Raw genomic sequence first — 24,048 nt, 5'->3', positions numbered from 1 at the left:
TAGGTACTAGTGCTTTGTGATAAACCCAGCAACGGTACTTATTAACTCTTCAGCTAGGGGAAGCTTCGTATTATTATAAGACTTTGTGTTTTCTAGATCATCACCATCTATTATTCTAAGCACATGATTCATACCCTCTATGATGACGAGAGTTGCCTCACTATTACCTTCTTGTAATAAAACGGCTTCCTGCTTGGAGGTCTGTATGTCGTTTGTACCATTAATAATAAGAGTTGGCACCGTAAGTTTACCTATCTCTACTTTAGGATCGTACTGCATCCAGCTTGCCATAAACGGCTGCACAGATGGACGGAAGATAGAGGTAAGTGCAGGAGAGTAATCTGTCACACGTCCATCTTTTTTGAGTGTGGCAAATGCGCTAATAGCTTTGCCCTTGAGATCTGGCATTTGTAAGCCTATCTGATGGATGATAGATTGATCTATCGATTGCCCAGATCCAGAGAGCGAGATAAAACCTTGTACATCTGCACGCTGGGCGGCTACCATTCCTATGAGCGACCCTTGTTCATGACCTATTACATATAGTTCTTTAAAACGTCCTTGTTGTTTTACATAGTTTATGGCAGCTACCGCATCTTCTATAAACATATTAAAATCTAGACGTTCTTCTTGTAGTGCGTTTTTCTTGAGAAGGGTGAGTACGCGTTTGTCATATCGTATGCTTGCAATACCTTCCTTTGCTAGCGACTCAGCAAGAAGTTTAAGGCTATTGTTACGCATCATTTGCTGGTTACCATTGCGATCTGTAGGTCCTGATCCAGGAATGATAATCGCAATTTTTGATGTAGCAACTTCAGGAGTAAGTAAAGTGCCATACACCATATCACTTATACGCACATCACTGCTGCCGCCATATTCTTGCGCGATAAGTACTTGTTGTAAAAACCCAATGAATAAGAGGGTAAAGAATAATTTGGTTTTAGTGAAAAAAGTATATGTAATCATAAGGATGTTTATTATTGCTATGATAAAGATAGTGTAGTTTCACGCTTCCCGAAGTGAATGCGGGACGAGTTTCGCGAAAGCGTACCTATTCTTAATAGTTTTATAACACGCAACATAGAAGTTTCATTGTACATTTGGCAAAAAAATATTCAATGCGTATACTTATTTCATTACTACTAGTTCTTGTATTTACATCAAATGTCTCTGCTTACGACTGGGGAAAAACAGGCCACAGAGCTACAGGAGCCATTGCAGAAAAATATCTATCTAAAAAAGCAAGAAAAGCAATTGCCGAAATACTTGATGGCGAGTCGCTTGCTCTAGTATCTACTTATGCAGATGAGATTAAAAGTGATTCTAAATATAGAAAATACGGTACACAACATTATGTAAATGTACCTTTTGATAGTACATACGACGTACACCCTAAGAATGAAAGAGGAGATATTATTACAGGGATTGAATCATGTATAACTGTCATAAAATCTGATACCGCTACAAAGGAGGAGAAAGCTTTTAACTTACGTATGCTAGTACATTTTATAGGAGATTTACACCAACCACTTCACACTGGTATAGGAGAAGATAAGGGTGGAAATGATTTTCAAGTACAATGGTATAATGATGGTACAAATTTACACCGTGTCTGGGATACACAAATGATTGAAAGCTACGGTATGAGCTATACCGAACTTGCAGATAATATGCCAGAAATAACAAAAAGACAACGTGAGGCAATGGCGGCTGGCACCTATAAAGAATGGATGGAAGATAGTAGGAATCTTGTAAAGGATATTTACTCAAAAACTAAAAAAGGAGATAAACTAGGCTACCGTTATATGTATGACTACTTTGAAACTTTAAAGGGCCAACTGCAAAAAGGTGGGGTACGCCTAGCTCAACTACTTAATGAACTACTTGGTTAGCGTAATATCATCCTCTAATACCTCGTCCTCTTTGGTTTTATATTGTTTTGGAGTCATCTCATTGTATTTTTTAAAAATTCTAGTGAGGTGACTTTCATCTGTAAAGCCTAGCTGGTATGCAATTTCTGAAACCGTGAAGTCTGTGTTTTTTAATCTGTATTTCACAAGGTGTAGTTTATACATGATGATATAATGATGTAGTGAATCTCCAGTCTTTTTCTTAAAGTATGCACTTAAGCCACTACTAGTCATGGATAATCTCTCGGCAATAGCAGCCACCTTCATTTTATCTCTATCATAAACATGCTGTCTTATATAGTTTAAGATATCATCGATAGTAGTGTGTTGATCTTTTCTAGAAGAAACAGACCTAGGCTTCAAATCACGTGTAATGTTTCTCGCAATTATACTCAAGGTGGTACTTACCATATTTGAGATATTGTGCTTGTAAAACTCTTTGGCCATTTCATACTCAAGTACAATGGCATTATGAATCTGCCAGATAAGCTCCTTATCAGAGTCTGCAGTGATAACATCACCAGGTGTAAGATTAGGGTTTTGTATAATACGTTCTATACGATGTAACCAGTAAGATCTATCGGGCAAGTTCATCTTACTTGAGAATAATGACTCTGTAAATTGGAAATAGCAAAATGTGGTGACCTCATTTATTTCAAACCAGTGAGTATCATCTGGGGCTATTAAAAAAATATCACCGGCATTGTAAGAGATGATAAACTCATTGATAAAATGCTTTCCTTTTCCTTCTTCTATAAAAATTATCTCAAAATAAGTACGTTTATCTTCGTCTTGATGTCTGTCTAATTTCTGGAACTTTTTTATCAGAAAAGTATCTTGTAAACTGAATCTTTGCATAGGATTTGGGGATTAAAGATTTGATACTGTTTAAGATACAATTTAATTTTTAATAAGCATTTAGTCAAATCTTAATGTTTTTCTAAATATTGTACAATTAATACTAAATTTTATACAAGTTAAAATATACTATGCACGCATAGCTTTGCACCAGAATTACAGAGAGAAACTACAGAGGTGCTGTGGTGTTTTGTTTTTAAGGTTAGTTTGTTGGTTTTTTTTAGACATGTGTTAGAGTGAAGCACAATGTCTTAATGTTTCATATACAGCACCTCTTTCTTTCTTGTAATAAATGTCCAATACCACTGCAAAAGGCGTGAGGTATTAGGTGTTTATCATAAAAATATTTGGCCTTAGGAGACTATTTTACAATGATGTCGAGTAACCCCTAGATTACTAGCAGATAAGTAACTTCTAAGGCTTTTTAAAAGCATACGGCTTTCACCCCTAAGTGAACAATGTTCCTTCTTGTAATGAGAAGTTTTTAAGAGCAAGCGTTTCCCCTAAACGTTTGCTTTTTTTTATACAATAATTCTAAAGGTAAGATTAATACGAGGAGCTACCTTTTTTGCAGTTTTAGGTAACTGATGATGCCAGTGATGTTGTGTACTTCCTTGCATTAACAATAAGCTTCCAGGCTCAAGAATGAGTTTAGCTTGCTGACTTTTGTCAACTTTGTTTCTAAATTTAAATAGGCGAGGGGCTCCTAGACTTACAGAAGCTATAATAGGATTGTTACCTAACTCTTTCTCATCGTCTGCGTGCCAGCCGTTGCTATCATTACCATCACGATATAAATTCAGGAGACATGTAGTAAAGGTAACTCCAGCGATAGCTTCTACACGTTTTTTAATAGCTTGTAGTGCATCTGTAAATGGCTCAGGCACCATGGTAATATTTGAGTACGAGTATGATTTTGCATTAGAACTATAGAGTGCCGTAAGTCTAGGTTGTGGATATACTTTTCCAAAAACCTTAATGTCATCATGACGCCACGAGATTTCTTCTAGCAGCGTTTCATAATAAGAAGCCGCCTCTTCTTCTGTGAGCATATTTTTATAATAGGTAACTGCTGCTCCTGGAAGATCTAGTGAGTATGGTTCTTCTGAAAATAATGACATCTATAAATATTGATAAGCCCAATAAATTAACCCTAATTGTAATGGTAAGCGCATCCATAGTGCCCATACGGGAAATTTACCCTTTAGCTTTTCATTACTTAGCATATCGATATGTACTGTAAAAAATACAATGAGCATCGCAATAATTCCCCAGATAGCAATAGCTCTAGTTTCTTTAAAGAGTAATCCTACGCCTCCAGCAACTTCTGCCACACCACTCCAAAAAACCATAGCTTTTTTGTAAGGGATATAGGCAGGCATAATAGCTCCATATACTCGAGGTTTTATAAAATGCATGACACCTGCAAGGATGTACATAATAGACATAACGTAAAAATGCCAAGGCATAAGCTGTAATTTAGGGTGTTTTATAAAGGTACAACCGTGAGATGTAAAATAAGAAAGATGTATCTTAAAACTCGGCGTTGTATTTTTTGCTTCCTGCCACTACGCCTTCATTAGTTACTTGTAAGTGTTTAGGTAGTTTATTGTCTCTAGGTAAGACCGCGAGGTAACGATCAGAGTTACTAGTAAACACGTTTTTATACATAGGTTTCCTGTTGAGGTCTAGCATAATTACTAACTCATGTATAAACTCTTTATGATGAATGAGATCTGTACTTCCTAAGTGAAAAATACCAGAGAGTTTCCTATTAATAATATAATGTACCTGCTGGCAGAGTTTAGTATCTGTAGTAGTATTCATCACCAGATGCGGAAAAACTTCTATAGCATCTCCTAGTAATAATTGGTTTTTGAGCTCCTCAATTCTAGGAGAACCCACACCAAAAACCATAGGCAGTCTCACAATCGCATATTGCGACTCTGGTAGATGACGCATTAAGAGCGTCTCTATTCTAATTTTTAGTTTACCATAGATACTTTCTGAGAGGGTTTTGTCATTCTCATAACTAGGGTAATTTGTAAAAGCATCAAAGACATTTGCACTAGAGATAAATACAATACGACAGCCAGATTCTTGAGCATAAGCAATCATAGATTCATGAGCCTCTAGCTGGTCGCCAAAGGGACCTCTAAGTGCCGCGATAATTACAGACGGTTTTATCTTGAGTAGCACTTCATACACATCATCTTCTACAAGGTCAAACCGTAAATAGTGCTGGTTATCACTGTATATCTTTCCAGAGTGATAGGTGCCATAGGTGTTGTAGTACCTATACAATTCCTTGTATAAAGCACCTCCTAGAAAGCCACTAGCGCCTAGTATTAAAACTTTATCTTTTGATTTTTTAAATGCGATAACTACAATTTTTTAAATAAAAAACTCCCGAATTCCAAAAGTTAGTCCATTGGAATTCGGGAGTAGCTTTTCGGTTTATTATCCTTTATAGAAAGGTGTCTTTACAACGGTTGCAGGTACTAGGTTCTTACGTATTTGTATGAAAATTTTTGAGTCCGCTTTCGCGAAAGCGGTATCTACATACCCCATACCTATTCCTTTATTTACAGAAGGGCCCATAGTACCAGATGTTACGTGACCAATCTTATTACTATCTGCATCTACGATATCATATCCTTGACGCGGAATTCCTCTTTCTGTAAGTTCAAAACCTACAAGTCTCTGTTTAAGTCCCTGTTCTTTTTGAGCTTTTAAATCCTCACTGTTTACAAAATCCTTAGTAAATTTTGTTACCCAGCCTAAACCTGCTTCAAGTGGAGAAGTGCTGTCATCTATATCATTACCATAAAGACAATATCCCATTTCTAAACGTAGTGTGTCACGAGCAGCAAGACCTATAGGTTTGATTCCCCAGTCTGCGCCAGCTTTAAAGACATTTTCCCACAGTTGTGCAGCATCTTCATTTTTACAGTAAATCTCAAAACCACCACTACCAGTATATCCTGTAGCACTAATAATTACATTTTCGATACCTGCAAAAGGTGCCACCTCAAACGTATAAAATTTAATACCTGCAAGATCTACTTCTGTAAGCGATTGCATAGCTTCAATAGCTTTAGGCCCTTGTATTGCAAGAAGTGAGTGACCTTCAGAGATATTGCGTAGCTCTGCATTAAAACTCTTTAATGTATTTTGAGTTTCTAGCCACGCCCAGTCCTTATCTATATTACTTGCATTTACTACAAGCATATATTGATCTTCCTTAATACGGTACACAATAAGATCATCTACAATTCCTCCTGTATCATTAGGGAAGCAGTTATACTGCGCTCCGCCCACGTTTATTTTTGAAATATCGTTAGAACATACCCATTGTAATAATGATAGTGCATTTTCTCCAGACACAAGAAATTCACCCATATGTGAAACATCAAACACTCCAACACCACTTCTTACGACGTCGTGCTCTGCATTTACACCTTCGTAAGAAACAGGCATATTATAACCAGCAAATGGGACCATTTTTGCACCTAGCGATTCATGTACTTCAGTTAAGGCTGTATTTTTCATCTTTATTATAGTTCTTTTGGTTACACAAATGTATGAAAAGGTGGCAGTTTGCGAGGTAAATAAAAAGTAAATTATCGATGTAATACCGCAATAAACGACGTCCGTGGTAATATGGGCATTAAGCATATATACCATCTTCTGTTATTTAATTAATAATTAAATTTGACAGTTATGCTACAGTAATGATTATGAGAAATATAACCGTTCTTTTTTTACTTGTCTTGTTACCCGCTCTTGTGTGGTCACAAGAAGGAATTATATGGGAGAAAAGACTAGATACTTACCCGGTAGATAGAACTACGGAAGCTCAATTAACCACAGATGGTGGTTATATTATAGGTGGGCATACTAATAAGAAAACCACATTAGACCAGTATGCAACTGCAGAGACAGATGTCTGGATGGTCAAGCTAGATGGAGAAGGCGTTGTAGACTGGGAGAGACTGGTAGCCTCAAGAAATAAAGCCGTACTTAAAAGAATTTTTCAGTCGCCAGAAGAGGCTAAGCTCATTAGATCTACAGTGATAAATGCAGATAGTTCTGCAATCATAAATACAGACGAGTTTGCGATTTCTCAAAATCCTGAACCACCACAAAAGATTCAATCTAGAATGGTGCGTTCAAGTAGATCAAGTTATAAAACACTAGAAGATAGCTACATTGACCCTACATTTTTAGAACAAGAAGTTACAGAAATAGAAGTTACAGCGTCCAAAGATGATTTGTGGAGACTACATCTTGACCCAGCGCTACAGATGAATTGGAATAAAAATCAGCTTGCTGGTACGGAGCGTAAATTACGTAGTGTAACTACCGCTGCCTCTGGAAGTACGCTAGCCGCAGGATATACGACCAAAGCTGTAATAGATGATACAACTACCTTAGGTGATAAAGATTTTTATGTAGCAAGTTACGGGAAGACAGGAAATCTAGAATGGTCTACCATCATAGGTGGAGCAAAAGACGATCAGATTGTGAAGACCATTGCCACTCAAGATGGAGGTTTTATACTGGGTGGTATCTCTGAGTCTGGAATAGGAGGAACAAAAACTACTAAAAATCTAGGAGGAACAGATTGGTGGGTGGTTAAGATAGATAGTCATGGTAATATATTGTGGCAGCGTAGTTTTGGAAATTTTACAGATGATAAGCTTACCTCGCTACAGGAGCTAGATAATGGCGATATTCTACTAGGAGGCACAAAAGCAATTATAGCAAAAAATCAATACCGTACAGCTCAAAATGGCGGAGTTACAGAAGACTTTTCTATTATTAAAATTAATAAAGTAGGTATCGTAAGATGGGAGCTAGAACTTGGTGGTTCTGGTAAAGAATATCTCACAAGTGCTTTACAAAAGGAAAATAACGAAGTAATCATCTCAGGCATGAGCTATGCCGACTCAGACAATGCTAATGGACAAGAAGAGGAGGTAAGTGATATCTGGGTGATTAATTATGGAATTAAGAATCTCGAATCTTTTGATGAAATGTTGAAGAAAAGATTTGGGAAAAAGCGCACGGTGTTTAGATCTAGTGATGAAAAGCGATTTAATAGGCTAGAGTATTATGACGAAAAAGGTAATCTACTAGACACAAGATATACCTATAAAATTAAGCGTCTTGCCCTGAAACACGCAGAGATTGTAAAAGGCACAAAATACATACGAGTACTCTCTGGGAATACAGCAGCAATTGTAGATTGGGACTAATTACCTAATCCGTTCGTAATCATATGTGACGTTTGATGACTGTTTTGAGAACACCTCAGTATTGATGCTATTGGCTGTAATTATTTCAAAAGATAGCGTTCTTCCTTAATTGGTATTAGATTATTAATGCTTCCTGAAGTGAATTCGTGGCGATTTTCGCGAAAGCGAACTATCCCAACAAATAGGTCTTTAACTCTTCATAATTCTTCACAGGAATGGTATCCATCGTTTTATCCATTAACTCTTTGATTTGTTCGGGGAGATCAATGTTACCTACTACGGGTGTAACTGCTGGTAAAAACTTAACAGGATGTGCGGTTTCTAAAAAGACTCCGTAAGCTTCTGGATGATCTTTTAAATAGGCCTTGAGTCCTAAGTATCCCACAGCACCGTGAGGATCTGCTATATAATTATGATTTTCATGCAAATCGAGCATCGCAGCGCGTGTAGTATTATCACAATAGGAGTATGATGAAAACTTTTGAGACAATAACTGTCTGTCGTTTTCAAATAACTGTAGTACTCTAATAAAATTGCTAGGGTCACTCACATCCATCGCATTACTTATGGTCGCAACCGTTGTCGTAGGAGTATAGACTCCGCTTTGCATGTATCTTGGGATAGTTGTATTACTATTTACCGCTGCTACAAATTGGTGCACAGGCATTCCCATCATATGCGCTACCATACCGGCACATATATTACCAAAGTTCCCACTAGGAACAGAAAACACGAGGGAATCTGCTTTTCCTTGCTTTTTTAATTCTTTATAAGCAAATAAATAATACAACGACTGCGGTAGCCATCTTGCGACATTAATACTATTTGCAGAGGTGAGTTGTTTTGTACTTGTGATTTCTTTATCTAAAAATGCTTTCTTTACCATTGCCTGGCAATCATCAAAGGTTCCATCTACTTCGAGTGCGGTGATATTTTCTCCTAAGGTGGTGAGCTGTCTCTCTTGCACATCAGATACTTTTCCAGAAGGGTAGAGGATTACTACTTTGATACCTGGTACTTTATAAAAACCTCTAGCTACAGCTCCTCCGGTGTCTCCGCTGGTAGCCACTAGTACGGTAACTTCTTCTTGTTGATTACGTTCTTTTAAGAAGTGACCTAGACATCGCGCCATAAAGCGAGCTCCTACATCTTTAAAGGCCATGGTAGGCCCGTGGAAAAGCTCTAGCGTTGCCACATTATCTACTATAGGAACTAGCGGGAAATCAAAAGAAAGTACATCTGCTACTATTTCTTTAAGTGTAGCTTCTTCCATACTATTGCCTACAAAAGGTTTCATCACTTCGACAGCGATTTCTTCTTTTGATAAATGCTCAATCTGTTCCCAGAAGGTAGTAGGGAGTACTGGGATATTTTCAGGAAAGTAAAGTCCTTTATCTGGAGCAATTCCTCGTATTACTGCTTCATCAAAAGTAACGTTTGGCGCTTGCTTATTAAGACTGTAGTATTTCATATATAGACAACTAGCTAACTAAAATTATGCATTTTGTTTGTAAAGTAAATCTAATAGATTTTAATCAGAAATTTACCTAAATAGCAGTAAGATGCAATATGCTGATATTGGTAGATTATGGCTTTTAATTTTGATAATCAGTGAGTTGTGGTTAAAATAAAACGCCATTCATATAGAATGGCGTTTGTTTATTAATATATAAGATGATTATCTACTCTACAAGTACTCCACCTTCAGGTTTTGAAAAAGTAGCAATATCTAGTTGCGTAGCAGTTGCTGTAGGATTTGTAAAATTCATAGCATTCCTCATTTCTGTAGGCTTTCCATCTACTACCTTGTACCATTGTAGTTCGCTAGGTAACTTAAGACCATTTACATCTTGCCATGTTGCATATTTAATAAAGCTGTAACGTTCACTTGGTCCGTCACTACCTGCTGTCACTGTATATGCTAGCCATGCCATTTCGTTTGTAGTAGGGTCATTGTATAAGATGTAATTATCATCTGGACTATCACCTACCTCGTTACCAAAGCTAATTTTTGTCCCAGGGTAGCTTACACCATCCATTTCTAATGCAGGAACCTCTGAGTATGTGATGCCTTCATCACTTAGCACAAATGGCATTGCATAAAAATAGAACATCAAGTTGTGATAAAAACGAGCTCTCTCTGGTTGGAAAGCGATGGTATCTTGTTTTAACCATAAGTCTTTACCATCATATCCTAGTACAAAATCTTTAGTCTCAATACGTGTTTTACGAGATTTAAGATCAATAGTGTGTATTTCGTTTATGTCTCCTTTAGGTAAGGTAAAACATAAATTGTTCATGTTATTCCAAGTGTCAATTCCTCCGTGAGCTTCAAATACTTTAGAAATTTGATCTGGGTATACTCTTGATGGAGTTTCTACTACAGCAACTTCTTCTGTTTTTACGGTTGATTCATTTTTACAACTTGCAAAAGCAATAAGTCCAGCAAGCAATAGGATAGATTTGTTCATAGTATATTAATTGGTTAGAATTTGTAAGGTAGTCGTATGGAATTTATAGTCTTACAAAACTCGTCAATCATTTTCAGATAATGAGAAAAATTCATTTATCGGTTTATAAAAGCATAGAACCTATTCTTTAAAATAATGAGATAAATGTAAATTGCTAAGCTTATCAAGACTCTTGTGTTCACAAGCAATTATTTTCTTCTAGTTTTTCTCTAATCTTCAGAATATTCTACATTTGTGCTATGTCAAAATATATTTCTAGTATCCAGAATCCAGCTGTAAAAAGACTGTTACAACTTCAAGATAAGTCACGCACACGCAAGAAGGAGGGTGGTTTTATTATAGAAGGTGTGAGAGAAATAGAGCTTGCTATCGCCGGAGGATACGAGATTACAGAAGTTTATTTTAATGAAGCTGTAATTTCAGAAGATGAGGTTGCTGGGATGGTAAGTGACACAGCGATGATGACAAGCTTATCTGCCGAGGTATACCAGAAAGTAGCTTATAGAGCAGGGACGGAGGGTGTTATCGCTTTCGCGAAAGCGGAAACTAAAGCCTTAAATGAGTTGGCGCTTCCTGAAAATCCGCTACTATTAATCGCCGAAGCACCAGAAAAACCTGGAAATATAGGCGCACTACTAAGAACGGCAGACGCAGCTGGGGTAGATGCAGTAATTATCGCAAATCCCAAAACAGATTTATACAATCCAAATATCATACGGTCAAGTGTGGGCTGCGTGTTTACCACACAAATTGCAACAGGAACAACCGCTGAGGTGATTTCATTTTTACAAGAAAAAGGAATAGCGGTTTACAGTGCTATTTTACAAGAGGCGGTAGACTATGCAGCACAAGATTATACAACGCCTTCAGCAATAGTGGTGGGAACAGAAGCCACAGGATTATCTCAAGAATGGCGCACTGTAGGTACAAATATTAAAATCCCGATGAGAGGCAAAATAGACTCTATGAATGTCTCAGTTGCTGCGGGAATCTTAGTTTTTGAAGCACGCAGGCAACGCGGATAGAATGTGTGTAAAGAAGAAAAAGACACTTAATCAATAAGCGCAATCTTCATATATACATTTGCAACTGGCCACTCGCTGCCGTCCACTTTTAGTTTATTAATTTCATCTACAACAGTCATTCCCTTTGTCACTCTACCAAAAACAGTGTGATCTCCATCTAGGTGATGTGCTCCACGTTCTGGCTGCACAATAAAAAACTCAAATGGAGCAGTCGCATTACTCACATTTTGCTCGGTATACTTAGCCGATGAAAATGCTCCACGCGTGTGCGTATGGCTAGGATTTGCTTCATTTGGTATTAAATAACTCCCAAAGCTCGCTCTGTTGCGCGCAGTGCCTTGCGTATCATTATTACCTCCTTGTACCACAAAATTAGGTGACACTCGGTGGAACTGCGTCGTATTAAAATAGCCGTTTTTAACAAGCATGATAAAGTTTGCTCTGTGTAGCGGAGTATCTGTAAAAAGCTCCACTTCTATTTCTCCAAAACGGGTAGTAATCTTAACCTTAGTCTCAGGATTCTCTTTCCCATAAGCTGTAAGAAAATCAATAACCATTTCTTGACCGGTAATGGTAGGCTCTTTTATAGTCCCCATTACTAGTGATGGATCTACTTTTTTTACGTCTTTTTGTTGCAATGCTAGCGTGTCTTTTTTTGCCACTTCTTCCTTTACAGAATTAGGTGCAGATTTCTTATCTTGACAACTTGTGCTCGCTAGCAGTGCTATAATAATCCAGAGATACGTACGCATAAATGAAATTTGAATCATTTTTAGAATTAGCTTCAAAAATAGGAAATCTCCCGCTTCCAGGGCGCGATGTGCAACTAGAGATGGCACCCACAGAACGCCTTAAAGAACTCGAGGGACTAGAAATCACAAAGCGCAACCCAAGACAAGCTGGTGTGATGTGCTTATTTTATCCTACGCCAGATGGTGATACGGAGTTTATACTGATCTTACGCAAGACCTATGAAGGGGTACATTCTAATCAAGTAGGCTTTCCTGGAGGAAAGGTAGAACTTACAGATAGCGACCTCGCACATACAGCGTTGCGAGAGACAGAAGAGGAGGTGGGCGTACCCCAATCTCGCGTTGCAATTACTCGCGAACTCACAAATATTTATATACCACCTAGTAATTTCTGGGTACAATCTTTCATAGGACATCTAGATCATACTCCTGCATTTATTGCTCAAGAAAGCGAGGTTGAGTCTTTGATCCCCGTGCCACTATCTGAGTTCCTCTCTGACGGTTGTATAACAACGCAAAAACTCTCTACCTCCTATATGGATGATATGGAGGTACCAGCATATAAATTGCAAGGTCATATCGTTTGGGGAGCTACAGCAATGATGCTCAGTGAGGTACGATCGCTTCTTAACACTTCTTTAAAATTGTAACGCCTTTTGTATCTTTACAGGCTGTTTGTAACCAAGTACGCTTTCGCGAAAGCGCACTCAAACACAACCAATTTTTAAACTATACAATGGGGATATTTAAAAAAAATCCATTTGGACATATACTATTCTTAAAACGCTGGCTCATAAGAATTGCTGGTGCAATGACGCATAGACGTTATCGCGGTTTTAATGAATTACAGATAGTAGGTTCTGAAATACTGACTAATCTTCCAGATAGAAACGTATTATTTGTTTCAAATCACCAGACATATTTTGCAGATGTGGTTTCCATGTTTCACGTCTTCAACGCGAGTTTAAGCGGTCGTACAGATTCTATAAAAAATATAGGATATCTGTGGGATCCAAAACTTAACCTATACTACGTTGCCGCTGGAGAAACGATGAAGGCTGGTTTACTACCGCGCATACTGGCTTATGCAGGAGCAATTACAGTAAGTCGTACCTGGAGAGAAAAAGGTAAAGAAATAGATCGCCAGGTAAACCTTAAGGATACTGAGAATATAGGAATAGCGCTAGATGATGGCTGGGTAATTACGTTCCCGCAAGGAACTACAAAACCATGGAAACCTATTAGAAAAGGAACTGCTCACATTATTAAGAACTATAAACCTATCGTAGTGCCTATTGTGATAGATGGTTTTAGAAGGAGTTTTGACAAGAAAGGATTACGTATTAAAAAACGTGGTATTCTTCAATCTTTTGAAGTAAAAGAACCGCTAGTAATAGATTACGAAAACGACTCTGTAGAGAAGATTGTAGAGCAATTAGAATATGCAATCGAGCAACACCCATCTTTCTTAAAGGTCATCCCAACGGAAGAGATAGAAGCAGAAGAAGAACTTAATAAAAAGAGAAAGTGGGAGTATTAATATACTCACCTTACTAAGAAAAAAAAGCGAGAGCGACCGTAAGGTCGCTCTCGCTTTTTATATTGTAAAAAGGCAACAGCTTGACCTATTGCCTTAATCAGAACTCAAACCCCCTAGATTTAAAGTTCCAATTTTTTAAGTTGATTGTAATTTGCTCTTAGTCTCTTTAAAAGACGTCCGTACAGTAGTCTATATATAATAAGGAGAATGCCAATCGCTAAAGCGAGCATAATAATCAAACTTATTACAGCTAGAAAGAGACTATCTGTAGAAAGGAACTCTGGATGCGTGGTCTCTATCAAAACAAATGCACCTACAGTCCCAAGTACAAGAAACGCAAGGTTAAACCATATATAATATTTTACGGTTTTACGTGTGTTCAAAATATTTTGCATTAGTACTCTTGGAGAGTCTGTGTTTTCAATTTTCTTATAATTTTTATAAAACCAACCAATGAAGAATATAAGCGCTGCTAGGTGAATTCCTGTTGAAATATATTCTACTGAATCTCCTATTACAGTTTTTACATTTGAGGCGTCGTCTCCTGTAATTTTAATTCCGAAGCTGAGTAAGATCCATACAGCAAATTCTGCAATACTTATAAAAAGTATCCACTTCACTACAGAAGAAGATTTCTTAAGTAGCATAGGGTACAAGTCTTCCTTCGTATATTTAGGAAGTGATCCTTCCTGCTTTTGCCAATCTTTCTTTAGCATTTCTAGTTCATCTACCATAGCTTATGGATTTAATATTTTTTTGAGCTTTTTCTTCACTCTGTTCATCTTCACTCTTGCATTTACCTCTGATATACCTAGGGTTTCAGAGATTTCACTGTAGTTCTTATCTTCTAGATATAAAAAGACGAGTGCCTTATCTATATCATTAAGCTCTTTTACTGCACTATACATCAACTTTAATTGCTGCTCCACGGTATCATCATATTCTTCTGATGATATACGAAACATGACAGAATCAAAATCTTGAGTCTGGACCGTTCTCTTAGATTTACGATATAAAGTGATGGCGGTATTTAATCCCACGCGGTACATCCACGTACTGAACTTTGAGTCTCCTCTAAACTTAGGGAAGGCACGCCATAATTGTATCGTAATCTCTTGAAAAAGATCATTGTGTTGATCCCGATTGTTGGTATACAAACGGCATATCTTATGCACAATGTTCTGGTTCTCTTCCAGAAGGGTTACAAAATTATCTTCGACTGTTTTATCCAATGGTTGGTGGCTTAGTTAATGGTAAGTAGAGATTTCTTACAAAGTGTTACAGAATAATTCTAAAAGTTTTAGTCTATTTCTGGTAACGTCCAAGTTACTCTATATAATTGATGCCTGAGATGATCAACTAATAAGTGCCTAAAAAGAAAAAAACCTCTGCTCCCTAATTGCAGAGGTTTTTTCTTACTTGTTAAATTCTTGAACTTTCAACGGGATAAATATAGATATAATAGTTGTGTAAGCACATCTCCATATGTTACGTTTAAGTAAAATCAATCACTGAATATTGCCGATTATAGCTTTAGTAAACACGTTTATAGTTCATTAAAAAATTAATTTTAATTTGATTTTTTTTGAAAATTTTCACTTCTCAGATAAAAGCAAATGTTATGGTAGTTACGCAAACGTTATAAATGTCTTTTTAGCTTTAAAACCTTCTTTAACGTCTGTGAGAAAAATGATTTTATTAGGACTTTAATTTTATGAATTACAACTGGGAACTCTAAAATGACGGTTGAGAGTATTACGCTTTCGCGAAAGCGTAGTTCGCTCCATATTTGCTCAACAATCAATCAACCGAACTATTTATGAAATCGCTTTTACACATTCTCGTTTGCCTATTATGTTATCAACTAGCTGCCCAGACCATCGTCTCGGGAAAAGTCACAGATTCCAAAGGAATCCCAATAGAAGGTGCAAACATTTTTATAGATGGCACTTATGATGGAACCAGTACCGCAGCAGATGGATCATTCTCATTTACCACAAGTGAGGAGGGAACGCAGCTACTTAAAGTCACGTTTTTATCATACGAACCGTATGAGTCTTTTATGGAAGTAACGACTTTTAAAGACCTTAAAATCGTTTTGAGAGAAGATATAAACTCACTGGATACGGTAGTACTTTCGGCAGGGACATTTGAGGCTAGTGATAATAGTAAAGTATCTGTACTCAAGCCGCTTGATGTTGTGACTACGGCAAGTGCGCTAGGAGATTTTGTAGGTGCATTACAAACGCTACCTGGAACAACAACGGTAGCTGAGGATGGTAGACTTTTTGTACGTGGAGGAGATGCCGGAGAAACACAGATATTTATAGATGGCATACGTGTCTTTACTCCTTATACACCAACCGCAAATAATACGCCTACTCGAGGAAGGTATAGTCCTTTTCTTTTTGACGGGATTACGTTTTCCACTGGAGGATACTCGGCCGAGTATGGAGAGGCTTTGTCAAGTGTTTTGTTACTGAATACCATAGATGAGCCAGATCAAAATAAGACAGATATATCCCTCATGTCTGTAGGCGGCGGACTAGGAATTACCAGAAAATGGGAGAAGAGTTCGCTCAGTGTAAGTACATCATATATAAACCTTGCTCCCTATGTGGCATTGTTTTCTAATCGTAATAATTTTAATAAGCCTTTTCAAACCTTTTCAGGAGAAGCAGTATATAGGTATAGAACAGTAAATGGATTGTTTAAATTATATGCAGCGGGAGACAGGACAAGTTTTGACATTACGCAAGAAGATATTAATAATCCAGAAGGGTTCACGCTGGGTTTAAAAAACAGTAATGTTTACATAAACACGAATTATACTGGAATGTTAAGTGACACTTGGAGTATACAAACGGGAGGAAGTTATACGAGTGCTCAAAATGATACATCTCTACAATCGGCTACTAACATCGATAACAAAGAAAATAGCGCACATCTTAAAGTCAAACTTAAAAAGCGTTTTTCAAACAGATTTAAACTAGCCTTTGGCGCAGAACATTTTATAACAGATTTTCAGGAGGATTTTAATGGAGTCTTTGATGATCAGAACATTGTAGCTACCTACGATTTTAAGAGTAATATTACTGCGGCTTTTGTTGAAAGTGATATCATCTTCTCTCGCAATTTTGCATTGAAGCTGGGTGCTAGGGCGAGTTATACAGATTATATGGAAGGAGTCACATTTTCGCCTAGAGCGAGCGTAGCCTATAAAACAGGTAAAAACAGTCAGTTTTCTTTGGCTTACGGAGATTTTTATCAAAATCCGCTGAATGACTTTTTAAAATTTAGTCTTGATCTTGATGCTCAAAAGACGACGCATTACATAGCAAACTACCAGTATAGCAATAATGGCCGAATATTTAGAGCAGAGGCGTACCGTAAGAGTTATAGTAATTTGATTACTTCTAATACGATGTTTAATAGTCCAGAGAGCGTGCTTGCAAATGATGGAAATGGCTATGCGCAGGGAGTCGATGTTTTTTGGAGAGATAATACGAGTATAAAAAATATGGATTACTGGGTGAGCTATTCCTACTTAGATTCAGAAAGGAAATATCTCAATTTTGAGGAGCAAGCAAGACCATCTTTTGCAAGTCCTCATAACCTATCTGTGGTAGGTAAGTATTTTATCAAGGACTGGAAATCACAAGTGGGTGTAAGCTTCCAGCATAGTTCTGGGCGTACCTATACAGATAAGAATAGCGCTGGTTTCTTACAAGCAAACGCAAAGTCCTTTAATAGTTTAAGTGTAAACTGGGCGTATTTATTATCGCAGCAAAAGATTCTGTACTTTTCTGTAAACAATGTACTTGGGTTGAGAAACGTAAATGGATATCAATATGCAGATACTCCTAATCCTGCAGGTACCTTTGACCGTAGAGCGTTACGTCCAGCAACAGATCAATTCTTTTTTGTAGGCTTTTTCTGGACCATAAGTGATGATAAGAATAGTAATCAGCTAGATAATTTATAGACGTCATATTCGTTTTGAAGTAGTATTGTAAAAGAAGTATCTTAGTAAAAAAATAATAAGAGTCTATGAAATATTTACTTGTTGTATGCTGTCTAGTGATGTTTGTTTCTTGTGGTGATGATGATCAATCAGACCCAGTAGATGTGATTTGCACTACTGAGGTAATGCCGTCTTTTAGAATCACCGTTAGAAATACTGAAGATAATTCTTTACTAGAAGGAGTAAGTATAGTTGCAAAAGATCAACAGTTTGAAGCCACGCTTACAGAAGAAAGTCCTGGTGTATATGTAGGACCAGATGAGCGTACGGGTAGTTATTTCTTAATTATTCAAAAGGAAAACTTCCAGACTATTATCACAGAGACCTTCGTTGTAGAAGAAGATGAGTGTCATGTAATTACTGTCGCAAGATCATTTACATTACAACCACTGTAATAAATAATATTTTTATTCATAATGAAGCCCAAAGAAATCTTTGGGCTTTTTTTATGCTTATATGAGTGTAACAAGTTAGTGCTTATAGCTACCTATATGTACAATCAAAAAATCAACAAGAATGAACGCACATGAAATAGACTATGAGATCTTTGGAGAAGAGATGCAATATGTAGAGGTAGAGTTAGATCCGCAAGAAGGTGTAATTGCCGAGGCTGGCAGCTTTATGATGATGGAAGAAGGTATACGTATGGAAACCATTTTTGGCGATGGCTCTGCAAAGGATACTGGCGTAATGGGGAAGATTTTTGGAGCAGGAAAGCGTTTACTTACAGGAGAGAGTTTATTCATGACAGCTTTTTACAATGATGTAGTTGGTAAGAAGAAAGTAAGTTTTGCATCACCTTATCCGGGTAAAATAATACCAATAGACCTTGATAAAATAGGAGGGAAGTTTGTTTGCCAGAAAGATGCATTTCTTTGTGCGGCAAAAGGCGTTTCTGTCGGTATAGAGTTTTCACGTAAGTTAGGAAGAGGTCTTTTTGGTGGAGAGGGTTTTATCATGCAGCGTCTAGAAGGTGATGGTATTGCATTTGTACATGCTGGAGGAACTACGCTTAAAAAAGAACTTGCTCCCGGAGAGCGTTTGAAAGTAGATACTGGATGTATTATCGGGTTTGATAGTACGGTAGCTTATGACATAGAATTTGTAGGAGGTATTAAGAATACCATTTTTGGTGGTGAAGGGTTATTTTTTGCTACATTAACTGGTCCTGGAACTGTTTATATACAGTCACTTCCTTTTAGTCGTCTTGCAAACCGTGTACTGGCGATGGCTCCAAAGGCGGGAGGCAAACAAAGAGGTGAAGGCTCTATACTAGGTGGATTAGGTGATTTACTCGACGGCGATAATCGTTTCTAAGTGATGCCGCAACTGCTTATTTAACAAGTGTTTAACTTAAGTTTAAGATAGTGAAATATGATAAAACACGTGTTTTATAATTCTTTAAGTCTTATATTTATAGAGTTCAATAACATAAAACATAGCCTATAGCATCAAACTACTTTTTAAAATCTAACCCTATAAAACCCTTCGAATATGGCGAGAGCAATGTTTGAATACACGAAGACTATTTTAGATAAGGTAAGTTTTGATAGCTCGCTATTTTGTAAAGAACTAGAGAAAGCAATAAAACGACTATTACCTTATGAAATAGATGAACTTAGAATCTGGATCAATGCATTGATTAAAACCAATCCTGATCTTGGTCATTGTCTAATTTATTTAAAACCATAAAAAAAGCCCCAGTAATGGGGCTTTTTTAGTATAATTAATAGTTCTTATTTTGAGATAGGACTTATAATCTGCACATTTTGAAAGGTGATTGCACCTTTTACCACGCCAGCAATGGTAGACCTTAAGGCCTCTATAATCTGTATCTTAAGTTCGCTCTTATGATAGATAATACTTATTTCTCTAGCAGGAGAAGGTTCTTTAAATGATTTAAAAAGTTCTTGCTCTTTTACAGGTATATCAAGAGTATGCAAGTAAGGTAAAAGCGTCATACCTAGTCCTTCATTTGCTAGTTTTACGAGCGTTTCAAAACTTCCGCTTTCTAATGAGAATTTCTCATTATTCATATTTCTAGGCGTAGCACATAGATTAATCACACCATCTCTAAAACAGTGTCCATCCTCTAGCACTAGCATATCTTGCATGTCTAGATCTGAAGTTTCTAAAATCTCTTTATTACTCAGTCTGTGGTTATGCGGAACATAGGCAACAAATGGTTCGTAATATAAAGGTCTTTCTTTAATCATAGGGTTTTCAAGAGGAGTAGCAGCAATGGCTGCGTCTAGATGACCTTCCTCAAGTTTTTCCATGATTTGATCTGTGTTAAGCTCTTCAATCTTGAGCTTAACCTTAGGGTATTTTTTTATAAAATTAGTGAGAAACATAGGCAGTAGCGTAGGCATTACTGTAGGGATAACCCCTAGCTTAAATTCGCCTCCTATATAACCCTTTTGCTGATCTACAATATCTGTAATACGGTTTGCTTCGTTTACAATATTACGTGCTTGGTGTACAATTTTTGAACCTATTTCTGTAAGCTCTATAGGCTTCTTACTGCGGTCAAAAATAAGGATGTCTAGCTCATCCTCAAGCTTTTGTATTTGCATACTAAGCGTAGGCTGAGTAACAAATGTCTTTTGAGCTGCTCTTGTAAAATTTTGATGCTCTGCTACCGCAAGCACATATTTAAGTTGAGTAATAGTCATGTCGTAATTTATAACACAAAAGTAAGAAAATCATTGAGTGTACCTATGTGCAACATCAATTTATAAGATTTTTCTTATAGCAAAAAAAAGCCAGCAGTTGAGTGCTGGCTTTGTAACATGAAGAAAGCTTTATTACATTTTAATTTCTAGTTGTACATCTTCTGTACCTACTGTAAATTTTGCATCGTTCCAGCTAGGAGGTCCAAAGCCTGTACCACTACCAGATGTTGCATAATCCTCTTTAGGCATTCCGTTTGCTTCAAAATCCATACGGTTATTTCCATTTTGATCATGTAGCGTTATAATTCCATAATCTCCAGGCTGTACATTTTCAAAAACTAAGGTAACCGTATTGTTTTCTGGTGTTGCTCCTTGAGAGTCTAATGGCGCAGCTTTCATAAAGGTTGCCTCATTATATAGCGCTGCAGAGGCAGAACCATCATTATTAGTTAAGTTAGGAATGGTTACCGTGATGGTAACTCCTTCTGCTTCTTGTCCAAAAGAAATTGTTGAAACAGCTGCGAGTAATAAAAAGATAATTGTTCTCATAATTGATAGTATTAGATAGTTATTGTTTTTTGTTGATGATGTAAATATATTATCACGCTTTCGCGAAAAAAATCTTCTATTACCCAACTGTAAAAATCAACGACCGAACTGTGAGAATTCGTAATCTAAATCAATTTGTAGTTATTTATCAGTACACCAACCCAATGTTTTTTCTAATAGTATCTAACATTTTAATAAGGTCTTTACTCTTATCAAATGTCATAATATCACTCTCGGTCTTATTACTTTCAAGCATTTTCTGGCAATGCAGTATCTCATAATGATAGCCATTCACACCTTCTGGAATTGGGAAATCATATGTTTTTGAAGTACCATTGATAATGATCGTCACATTAGTTGGCTCATGGAAACGACTGTTTATGAGTATTTCGCCATATTCTAGAGTAATCCGACACGTAGTATTCGTATTCTCATCAATAGCCGAAAATAAATCTGCTTCTACTTGATTAGGATACGTTAACTGCATAGAGCAATGATGGTCTACACCTGTGGGACCCAAAAAAGCCTGAGCACTTATATTTTCAGTACATCCTAAAAGTGTTAGTGCTGCAAACACTGGGTAAATACCTACATCTAGTAAACTACCACCGCCTAATGATTTGTTATATAAGCGAGCATTTACATCATAAGTTGCGTCAAAACCAAAGTTGGCAGTAAGATTTGTAATCTTTCCCAAATCTCCATTATTAACAGTTTCAAGTACAAATTGGTAATGAGGTAAGAAGTGTGTCCACAGTGCTTCCATTAAAAAGGTTTGTTGCGCTTTTGCAAAAGCAATCATTTCCTCAACCTCTTCAAGATTCATGGCAAAGGCTTTCTCGCAAAGCACTGCTTTTTTATGCGTGAGACACAAAAGCGTTTGCTCTTTATGAAACATGTGAGGCGTAGCAATGTAAACGATATCTACTTTAGGATCTAGAAGCATTTCCTCATAGCTACCATATGCGATAGTCGCGTTATGAGTATCCTTAAAAGCTGTTGCATTGTCAAGATTTCTACTTGCTACAGCATAAAGATGTGCACCTTGAGTAAGTTGTACATCATTTGCAAATTTGTCAGCTATTTTTCCACAGCCTAGTATTGCCCAGTTGGTTTCTTTAGTCATGTAGATTGTATTTAATTATAGCGATACAATTTGTTTACTTCACATTTTCGCGAAAGCATGAATACCTATTGCTACTCATCTTGAGAACCTCCAAAGCTTACTTGTAGTAGCATCGCTAGTCCCATTACGAGGGCGCATCCTACAACGTTGAGCCATAAATATGGGAATTCTATAATCTCAAAATGTATGAGGCCGTACACGATGATAATGATTACTTGCGTGATGAGTGCTGCTATGAATACGGCATTACTTTTTACAAATTTGATAAAGAATGCGAGTAAGAATATCCCGAGAATATTACCGTAAAAGATAGAGCCTATAATGTTTACAAGCTGAATTAAGTTTTCAAATAGACTTGCCGTACAAGCCACGATTATGGCGAGCACGCCCCACATGAGTGTAAAGCCTTTTGTGCTGCGCACGTAATGTCTGTCTGTCATAGTCCCCTTATAATTACGCTTATAAAGGTCTACAGCTGTGGTGGCTCCAAGTGCATTAAGTTCTGACGCGGTAGATGACATTGCTGCGCTGAGTATTACAGCGAGTAATAAGCCTATTAGTCCGTTAGGAAGGTTATTGAGTATAAAGTGTATAAAGACGTAATCCTTGTCGTTATTTTCTACCTCTGGAGCTGCTTTTGCAATGAGTACTTTACCTACAGATCTTATTTCCTTATCAATACCTTCGTATTTATCTATTAAAGATTTCTGAGCTCCATTCTCCTCATATATATCCAGTGTAGGATCCTTAGCATAATTAAAGGCAGCTTCTTTCTGGTTGTTTTGGTTTTGAACTAGTTGTTGTTCTAGTGATTCAAATTCGCTCGCATAGATTGACGTTTTTACGGCTTCGGTTGCGGCAGGATTAAAATGTAGCGGCGCACTATTAAACTGATAAAAAACAAAAACCATAACTCCCACAAGGAGAATAAAGAACTGCATCGGGATCTTTAAGGCTCCGTTAAACAGAAGACCCATTTGCATTTCCTTTACATTTTTTCCAGAAAGGTAGCGTTGCACCTGGCTCTGATCTGTACCAAAATAGGAAAGCATTAAAAAGGTACCTCCTAGTAAACCTGTCCATACCGTGTATCTATTGCTTAAATCAAAAGAGAAGTCTAATAAATTCATTTTTTCTCCAGCACCTGCGATGCTTAAGGCATCTGTAAAACTGATGTCCTCCGGAAGTTTATCAAGAATGAGGTAAAAGGCAATTGCCATACCGGCGAAAATCACAGCCATTTGCTGCTTCTGAGTAATGCTAACTGCTTTCGTACCACCAGAAACGGTATAGATAATCACTACAATCCCTATGATAATATTGAGCATAGTGAGATCCCAACCCAATACCGCCGAAAGGATAATTGCCGGAGCATAAATAGTAATCCCTGCAGCGAGACTACGCTGTATTAAAAATAAAATAGCTGCGAGTGATCTGGTTTTTAAATCAAAACGACTTTCTAGATATTCATAGGCTGTAAAAACCTTTAGCCTGTGATAGATAGGGATGAAAACCAAACAAATCACAATCATAGCAATAGGAAGCCCAAAATAAAACTGGACAAATCCCATACCGTCATAAAATCCCTGACCTGTGGTAGATAAAAAAGTGATGGCACTTGCTTGTGTAGCCATTACAGAAAGGCCTACCGTCCACCATTTTGAGGTATTACCACCTCTTATATATTCTTCTGCGTTCTTACTTCCTTGTGTTTTATAGGTTCCATAAACAACTATAAAAATGAGCGTGAATGCTAGTACTGCCCAGTCTATTATTTCCATATTAAGAGAATGAGGTCATTAATAGATAAAACACGATAATGTAAGCTAGATTGACCAGCAGTACTATGCTGTACTT

The 24,048-nt window shown here is 37.2% G+C and carries 24 protein-coding genes; 9 read left to right on the top strand and 15 right to left on the bottom strand.

All coding sequences use genetic code 11. From position 1 onward, the window contains the following. Window positions 1–6: 6 nt before the first annotated feature. The gene (locus ACJJVW_RS01415; protein WP_405250505.1) at window positions 7–966 is read right to left on the bottom strand and encodes an alpha/beta hydrolase; all 960 of its coding nucleotides are present in this window, start codon (window positions 964–966) and stop codon (window positions 7–9) included. Between the two features lie 152 nt (window positions 967–1,118). Here ACJJVW_RS01415 and ACJJVW_RS01410 point away from each other — a divergent pair, with 152 nt between their 5' ends. Then, entirely contained in the window at window positions 1,119–1,892 is a 774-nt protein-coding gene (locus ACJJVW_RS01410; RefSeq protein ID WP_405250504.1) for a S1/P1 nuclease, read from the top strand. Here ACJJVW_RS01410 and ACJJVW_RS01405 read toward each other — a convergent pair. From ACJJVW_RS01405 to gcvT, 5 genes are all read right to left on the bottom strand, one after another. Beyond that, window positions 1,881–2,768 carry an AraC family transcriptional regulator gene (locus ACJJVW_RS01405; RefSeq protein ID WP_298327277.1) on the bottom strand — a complete coding sequence of 296 codons (888 nt, stop codon included), beginning with the start codon at window positions 2,766–2,768 and terminating at the stop codon, window positions 1,881–1,883. The two genes, ACJJVW_RS01410 and ACJJVW_RS01405, sit on opposite strands and share 12 nt — an antisense overlap. Before the next feature lie 521 nt (window positions 2,769–3,289). Next, window positions 3,290–3,889 (bottom strand): alpha-ketoglutarate-dependent dioxygenase AlkB family protein, encoded by a 600-nt coding sequence (locus ACJJVW_RS01400; protein ID WP_405250503.1) that lies wholly within the window; start codon window positions 3,887–3,889, stop codon window positions 3,290–3,292. Then, entirely contained in the window at window positions 3,890–4,237 is a 348-nt protein-coding gene (locus tag ACJJVW_RS01395) for a hypothetical protein (RefSeq protein ID WP_339848382.1), read from the bottom strand. It abuts the gene before it with no gap. Between the two features lie 64 nt (window positions 4,238–4,301). Further along, window positions 4,302–5,117 carry a sugar nucleotide-binding protein gene (locus tag ACJJVW_RS01390; protein WP_108876485.1) on the bottom strand — a complete coding sequence of 272 codons (816 nt, stop codon included), beginning with the start codon at window positions 5,115–5,117 and terminating at the stop codon, window positions 4,302–4,304. A 111-nt stretch (window positions 5,118–5,228) separates the two neighbouring features. Then, a complete protein-coding gene (gcvT, locus tag ACJJVW_RS01385) occupies window positions 5,229–6,320 on the bottom strand; it encodes a glycine cleavage system aminomethyltransferase GcvT (protein ID WP_339848381.1) in 1,092 nt (363 codons plus the stop codon). Window positions 6,321–6,508: 188 nt separating this feature from the next. Here gcvT and ACJJVW_RS01380 point away from each other — a divergent pair, with 188 nt between their 5' ends. Then, on the top strand, window positions 6,509–8,029 hold the full coding sequence (locus ACJJVW_RS01380) for a hypothetical protein (RefSeq protein WP_405250502.1): 1,521 nt from the start codon (window positions 6,509–6,511) through the stop codon (window positions 8,027–8,029). Between the two features lie 169 nt (window positions 8,030–8,198). Here ACJJVW_RS01380 and thrC read toward each other — a convergent pair whose 3' ends face one another. Both thrC and ACJJVW_RS01370 read right to left on the bottom strand, forming a co-directional pair. Beyond that, a complete protein-coding gene (thrC, locus tag ACJJVW_RS01375; RefSeq protein WP_405250501.1) occupies window positions 8,199–9,500 on the bottom strand; it encodes a threonine synthase in 1,302 nt (433 codons plus the stop codon). A 211-nt stretch (window positions 9,501–9,711) separates the two neighbouring features. Then, window positions 9,712–10,500, bottom strand: coding sequence for a DUF6503 family protein (locus ACJJVW_RS01370; protein WP_405250500.1), 789 nt, complete (start codon window positions 10,498–10,500; stop codon window positions 9,712–9,714). A 239-nt stretch (window positions 10,501–10,739) separates the two neighbouring features. On the opposite strand from ACJJVW_RS01370, the gene ACJJVW_RS01365 reads away from it, so the two are divergent. Then, window positions 10,740–11,525, top strand: a complete 786-nt coding sequence (locus ACJJVW_RS01365) for a TrmH family RNA methyltransferase (RefSeq protein ID WP_405250499.1) — start codon at window positions 10,740–10,742, stop codon at window positions 11,523–11,525. A 26-nt stretch (window positions 11,526–11,551) separates the two neighbouring features. Here ACJJVW_RS01365 and ACJJVW_RS01360 read toward each other — a convergent pair whose 3' ends face one another. Further along, a complete protein-coding gene (locus ACJJVW_RS01360) occupies window positions 11,552–12,277 on the bottom strand; it encodes a peptidylprolyl isomerase (RefSeq protein ID WP_405250498.1) in 726 nt (241 codons plus the stop codon). A gap of 2 nt (window positions 12,278–12,279) precedes the next feature. On the opposite strand from ACJJVW_RS01360, the gene ACJJVW_RS01355 reads away from it, so the two are divergent. Beyond that, the gene (locus ACJJVW_RS01355; protein WP_405250497.1) at window positions 12,280–12,927 is read left to right on the top strand and encodes an NUDIX hydrolase; all 648 of its coding nucleotides are present in this window, start codon (window positions 12,280–12,282) and stop codon (window positions 12,925–12,927) included. Window positions 12,928–13,013: 86 nt separating this feature from the next. After that, window positions 13,014–13,817: a 1-acyl-sn-glycerol-3-phosphate acyltransferase gene (locus ACJJVW_RS01350; RefSeq protein ID WP_013751767.1), complete on the top strand. Its 804-nt coding sequence runs from the start codon at window positions 13,014–13,016 to the stop codon at window positions 13,815–13,817. Window positions 13,818–13,936: 119 nt separating this feature from the next. On the opposite strand, the gene ACJJVW_RS01345 is transcribed toward ACJJVW_RS01350, so the two are convergent. After that, complete coding sequence (locus tag ACJJVW_RS01345) at window positions 13,937–14,551, bottom strand: hypothetical protein (RefSeq protein ID WP_298327311.1); 615 nt, start codon at window positions 14,549–14,551, stop codon at window positions 13,937–13,939. Window positions 14,552–14,554: 3 nt separating this feature from the next. Further along, on the bottom strand, window positions 14,555–15,049 hold the full coding sequence (locus tag ACJJVW_RS01340; RefSeq protein WP_144784468.1) for an RNA polymerase sigma factor: 495 nt from the start codon (window positions 15,047–15,049) through the stop codon (window positions 14,555–14,557). 587 nt (window positions 15,050–15,636) lie between these two features. Here ACJJVW_RS01340 and ACJJVW_RS01335 point away from each other — a divergent pair. The 4 genes from ACJJVW_RS01335 to ACJJVW_RS01320 all read left to right on the top strand — a co-directional run bounded on the left by ACJJVW_RS01335 (window position 15,637) and on the right by ACJJVW_RS01320 (window position 19,533). Then, window positions 15,637–17,802 (top strand): TonB-dependent receptor, encoded by a 2,166-nt coding sequence (locus ACJJVW_RS01335; RefSeq protein ID WP_405250495.1) that lies wholly within the window; start codon window positions 15,637–15,639, stop codon window positions 17,800–17,802. Between the two features lie 65 nt (window positions 17,803–17,867). Further along, on the top strand, window positions 17,868–18,236 hold the full coding sequence (locus ACJJVW_RS01330; protein WP_298327321.1) for a hypothetical protein: 369 nt from the start codon (window positions 17,868–17,870) through the stop codon (window positions 18,234–18,236). A 121-nt stretch (window positions 18,237–18,357) separates the two neighbouring features. Then, on the top strand, window positions 18,358–19,158 hold the full coding sequence (locus ACJJVW_RS01325) for a TIGR00266 family protein (protein WP_405250494.1): 801 nt from the start codon (window positions 18,358–18,360) through the stop codon (window positions 19,156–19,158). Window positions 19,159–19,335: 177 nt separating this feature from the next. Continuing rightward, window positions 19,336–19,533, top strand: coding sequence for a hypothetical protein (locus ACJJVW_RS01320; protein WP_035336481.1), 198 nt, complete (start codon window positions 19,336–19,338; stop codon window positions 19,531–19,533). A gap of 44 nt (window positions 19,534–19,577) precedes the next feature. Here the strand turns inward: ACJJVW_RS01320 and ACJJVW_RS01315 are convergent, their stop codons facing one another. From ACJJVW_RS01315 to ACJJVW_RS01300, 4 genes are all read right to left on the bottom strand, one after another. Continuing rightward, a complete protein-coding gene (locus tag ACJJVW_RS01315) occupies window positions 19,578–20,516 on the bottom strand; it encodes a hydrogen peroxide-inducible genes activator (protein ID WP_108876471.1) in 939 nt (312 codons plus the stop codon). Between the two features lie 132 nt (window positions 20,517–20,648). Next, on the bottom strand, window positions 20,649–21,065 hold the full coding sequence (locus ACJJVW_RS01310) for a DUF2141 domain-containing protein (protein WP_298327332.1): 417 nt from the start codon (window positions 21,063–21,065) through the stop codon (window positions 20,649–20,651). Between the two features lie 148 nt (window positions 21,066–21,213). After that, the gene (locus ACJJVW_RS01305; protein ID WP_405250493.1) at window positions 21,214–22,191 is read right to left on the bottom strand and encodes a Gfo/Idh/MocA family protein; all 978 of its coding nucleotides are present in this window, start codon (window positions 22,189–22,191) and stop codon (window positions 21,214–21,216) included. A gap of 71 nt (window positions 22,192–22,262) precedes the next feature. After that, on the bottom strand, window positions 22,263–23,972 hold the full coding sequence (locus ACJJVW_RS01300) for a sodium:solute symporter (protein ID WP_405250492.1): 1,710 nt from the start codon (window positions 23,970–23,972) through the stop codon (window positions 22,263–22,265). Window positions 23,973–24,048: the final 76 nt, after the last annotated feature.

This window comes from Dokdonia sp. Asnod3-C12 (assembly GCF_045063975.1).
GTDB lineage: Bacteria > Bacteroidota > Bacteroidia > Flavobacteriales > Flavobacteriaceae > Dokdonia.
Note: the sequence above shows the minus strand (reverse complement) of the source record. Positions and strands in the feature narration are given on the sequence as shown.

Coding starts and splice junctions, on each gene's coding strand:
- ACJJVW_RS01350 (WP_013751767.1), top strand. CDS start 13,014: ATGGGGATATTTAAAAAAAATCCATTTGGACATATACTATTCTTAAAA.
- ACJJVW_RS01335 (WP_405250495.1), top strand. CDS start 15,637: ATGAAATCGCTTTTACACATTCTCGTTTGCCTATTATGTTATCAACTA.
- ACJJVW_RS01310 (WP_298327332.1), bottom strand. CDS start 21,065: ATGAGAACAATTATCTTTTTATTACTCGCAGCTGTTTCAACAATTTCT.
- ACJJVW_RS01345 (WP_298327311.1), bottom strand. CDS start 14,551: ATGGTAGATGAACTAGAAATGCTAAAGAAAGATTGGCAAAAGCAGGAA.
- ACJJVW_RS01300 (WP_405250492.1), bottom strand. CDS start 23,972: ATGGAAATAATAGACTGGGCAGTACTAGCATTCACGCTCATTTTTATA.
- ACJJVW_RS01360 (WP_405250498.1), bottom strand. CDS start 12,277: ATGCGTACGTATCTCTGGATTATTATAGCACTGCTAGCGAGCACAAGT.
- ACJJVW_RS01365 (WP_405250499.1), top strand. CDS start 10,740: ATGTCAAAATATATTTCTAGTATCCAGAATCCAGCTGTAAAAAGACTG.
- ACJJVW_RS01330 (WP_298327321.1), top strand. CDS start 17,868: ATGAAATATTTACTTGTTGTATGCTGTCTAGTGATGTTTGTTTCTTGT.
- ACJJVW_RS01370 (WP_405250500.1), bottom strand. CDS start 10,500: ATGAACAAATCTATCCTATTGCTTGCTGGACTTATTGCTTTTGCAAGT.
- ACJJVW_RS01315 (WP_108876471.1), bottom strand. CDS start 20,516: ATGACTATTACTCAACTTAAATATGTGCTTGCGGTAGCAGAGCATCAA.
- ACJJVW_RS01395 (WP_339848382.1), bottom strand. CDS start 4,237: ATGCCTTGGCATTTTTACGTTATGTCTATTATGTACATCCTTGCAGGT.
- ACJJVW_RS01405 (WP_298327277.1), bottom strand. CDS start 2,768: ATGCAAAGATTCAGTTTACAAGATACTTTTCTGATAAAAAAGTTCCAG.
- thrC (WP_405250501.1), bottom strand. CDS start 9,500: ATGAAATACTACAGTCTTAATAAGCAAGCGCCAAACGTTACTTTTGAT.
- ACJJVW_RS01415 (WP_405250505.1), bottom strand. CDS start 966: ATGATTACATATACTTTTTTCACTAAAACCAAATTATTCTTTACCCTC.
- ACJJVW_RS01355 (WP_405250497.1), top strand. CDS start 12,280: ATGAAATTTGAATCATTTTTAGAATTAGCTTCAAAAATAGGAAATCTC.
- ACJJVW_RS01305 (WP_405250493.1), bottom strand. CDS start 22,191: ATGACTAAAGAAACCAACTGGGCAATACTAGGCTGTGGAAAAATAGCT.
- ACJJVW_RS01325 (WP_405250494.1), top strand. CDS start 18,358: ATGAACGCACATGAAATAGACTATGAGATCTTTGGAGAAGAGATGCAA.
- ACJJVW_RS01320 (WP_035336481.1), top strand. CDS start 19,336: ATGGCGAGAGCAATGTTTGAATACACGAAGACTATTTTAGATAAGGTA.
- ACJJVW_RS01380 (WP_405250502.1), top strand. CDS start 6,509: ATGAGAAATATAACCGTTCTTTTTTTACTTGTCTTGTTACCCGCTCTT.
- gcvT (WP_339848381.1), bottom strand. CDS start 6,320: ATGAAAAATACAGCCTTAACTGAAGTACATGAATCGCTAGGTGCAAAA.
- ACJJVW_RS01400 (WP_405250503.1), bottom strand. CDS start 3,889: ATGTCATTATTTTCAGAAGAACCATACTCACTAGATCTTCCAGGAGCA.
- ACJJVW_RS01410 (WP_405250504.1), top strand. CDS start 1,119: ATGCGTATACTTATTTCATTACTACTAGTTCTTGTATTTACATCAAAT.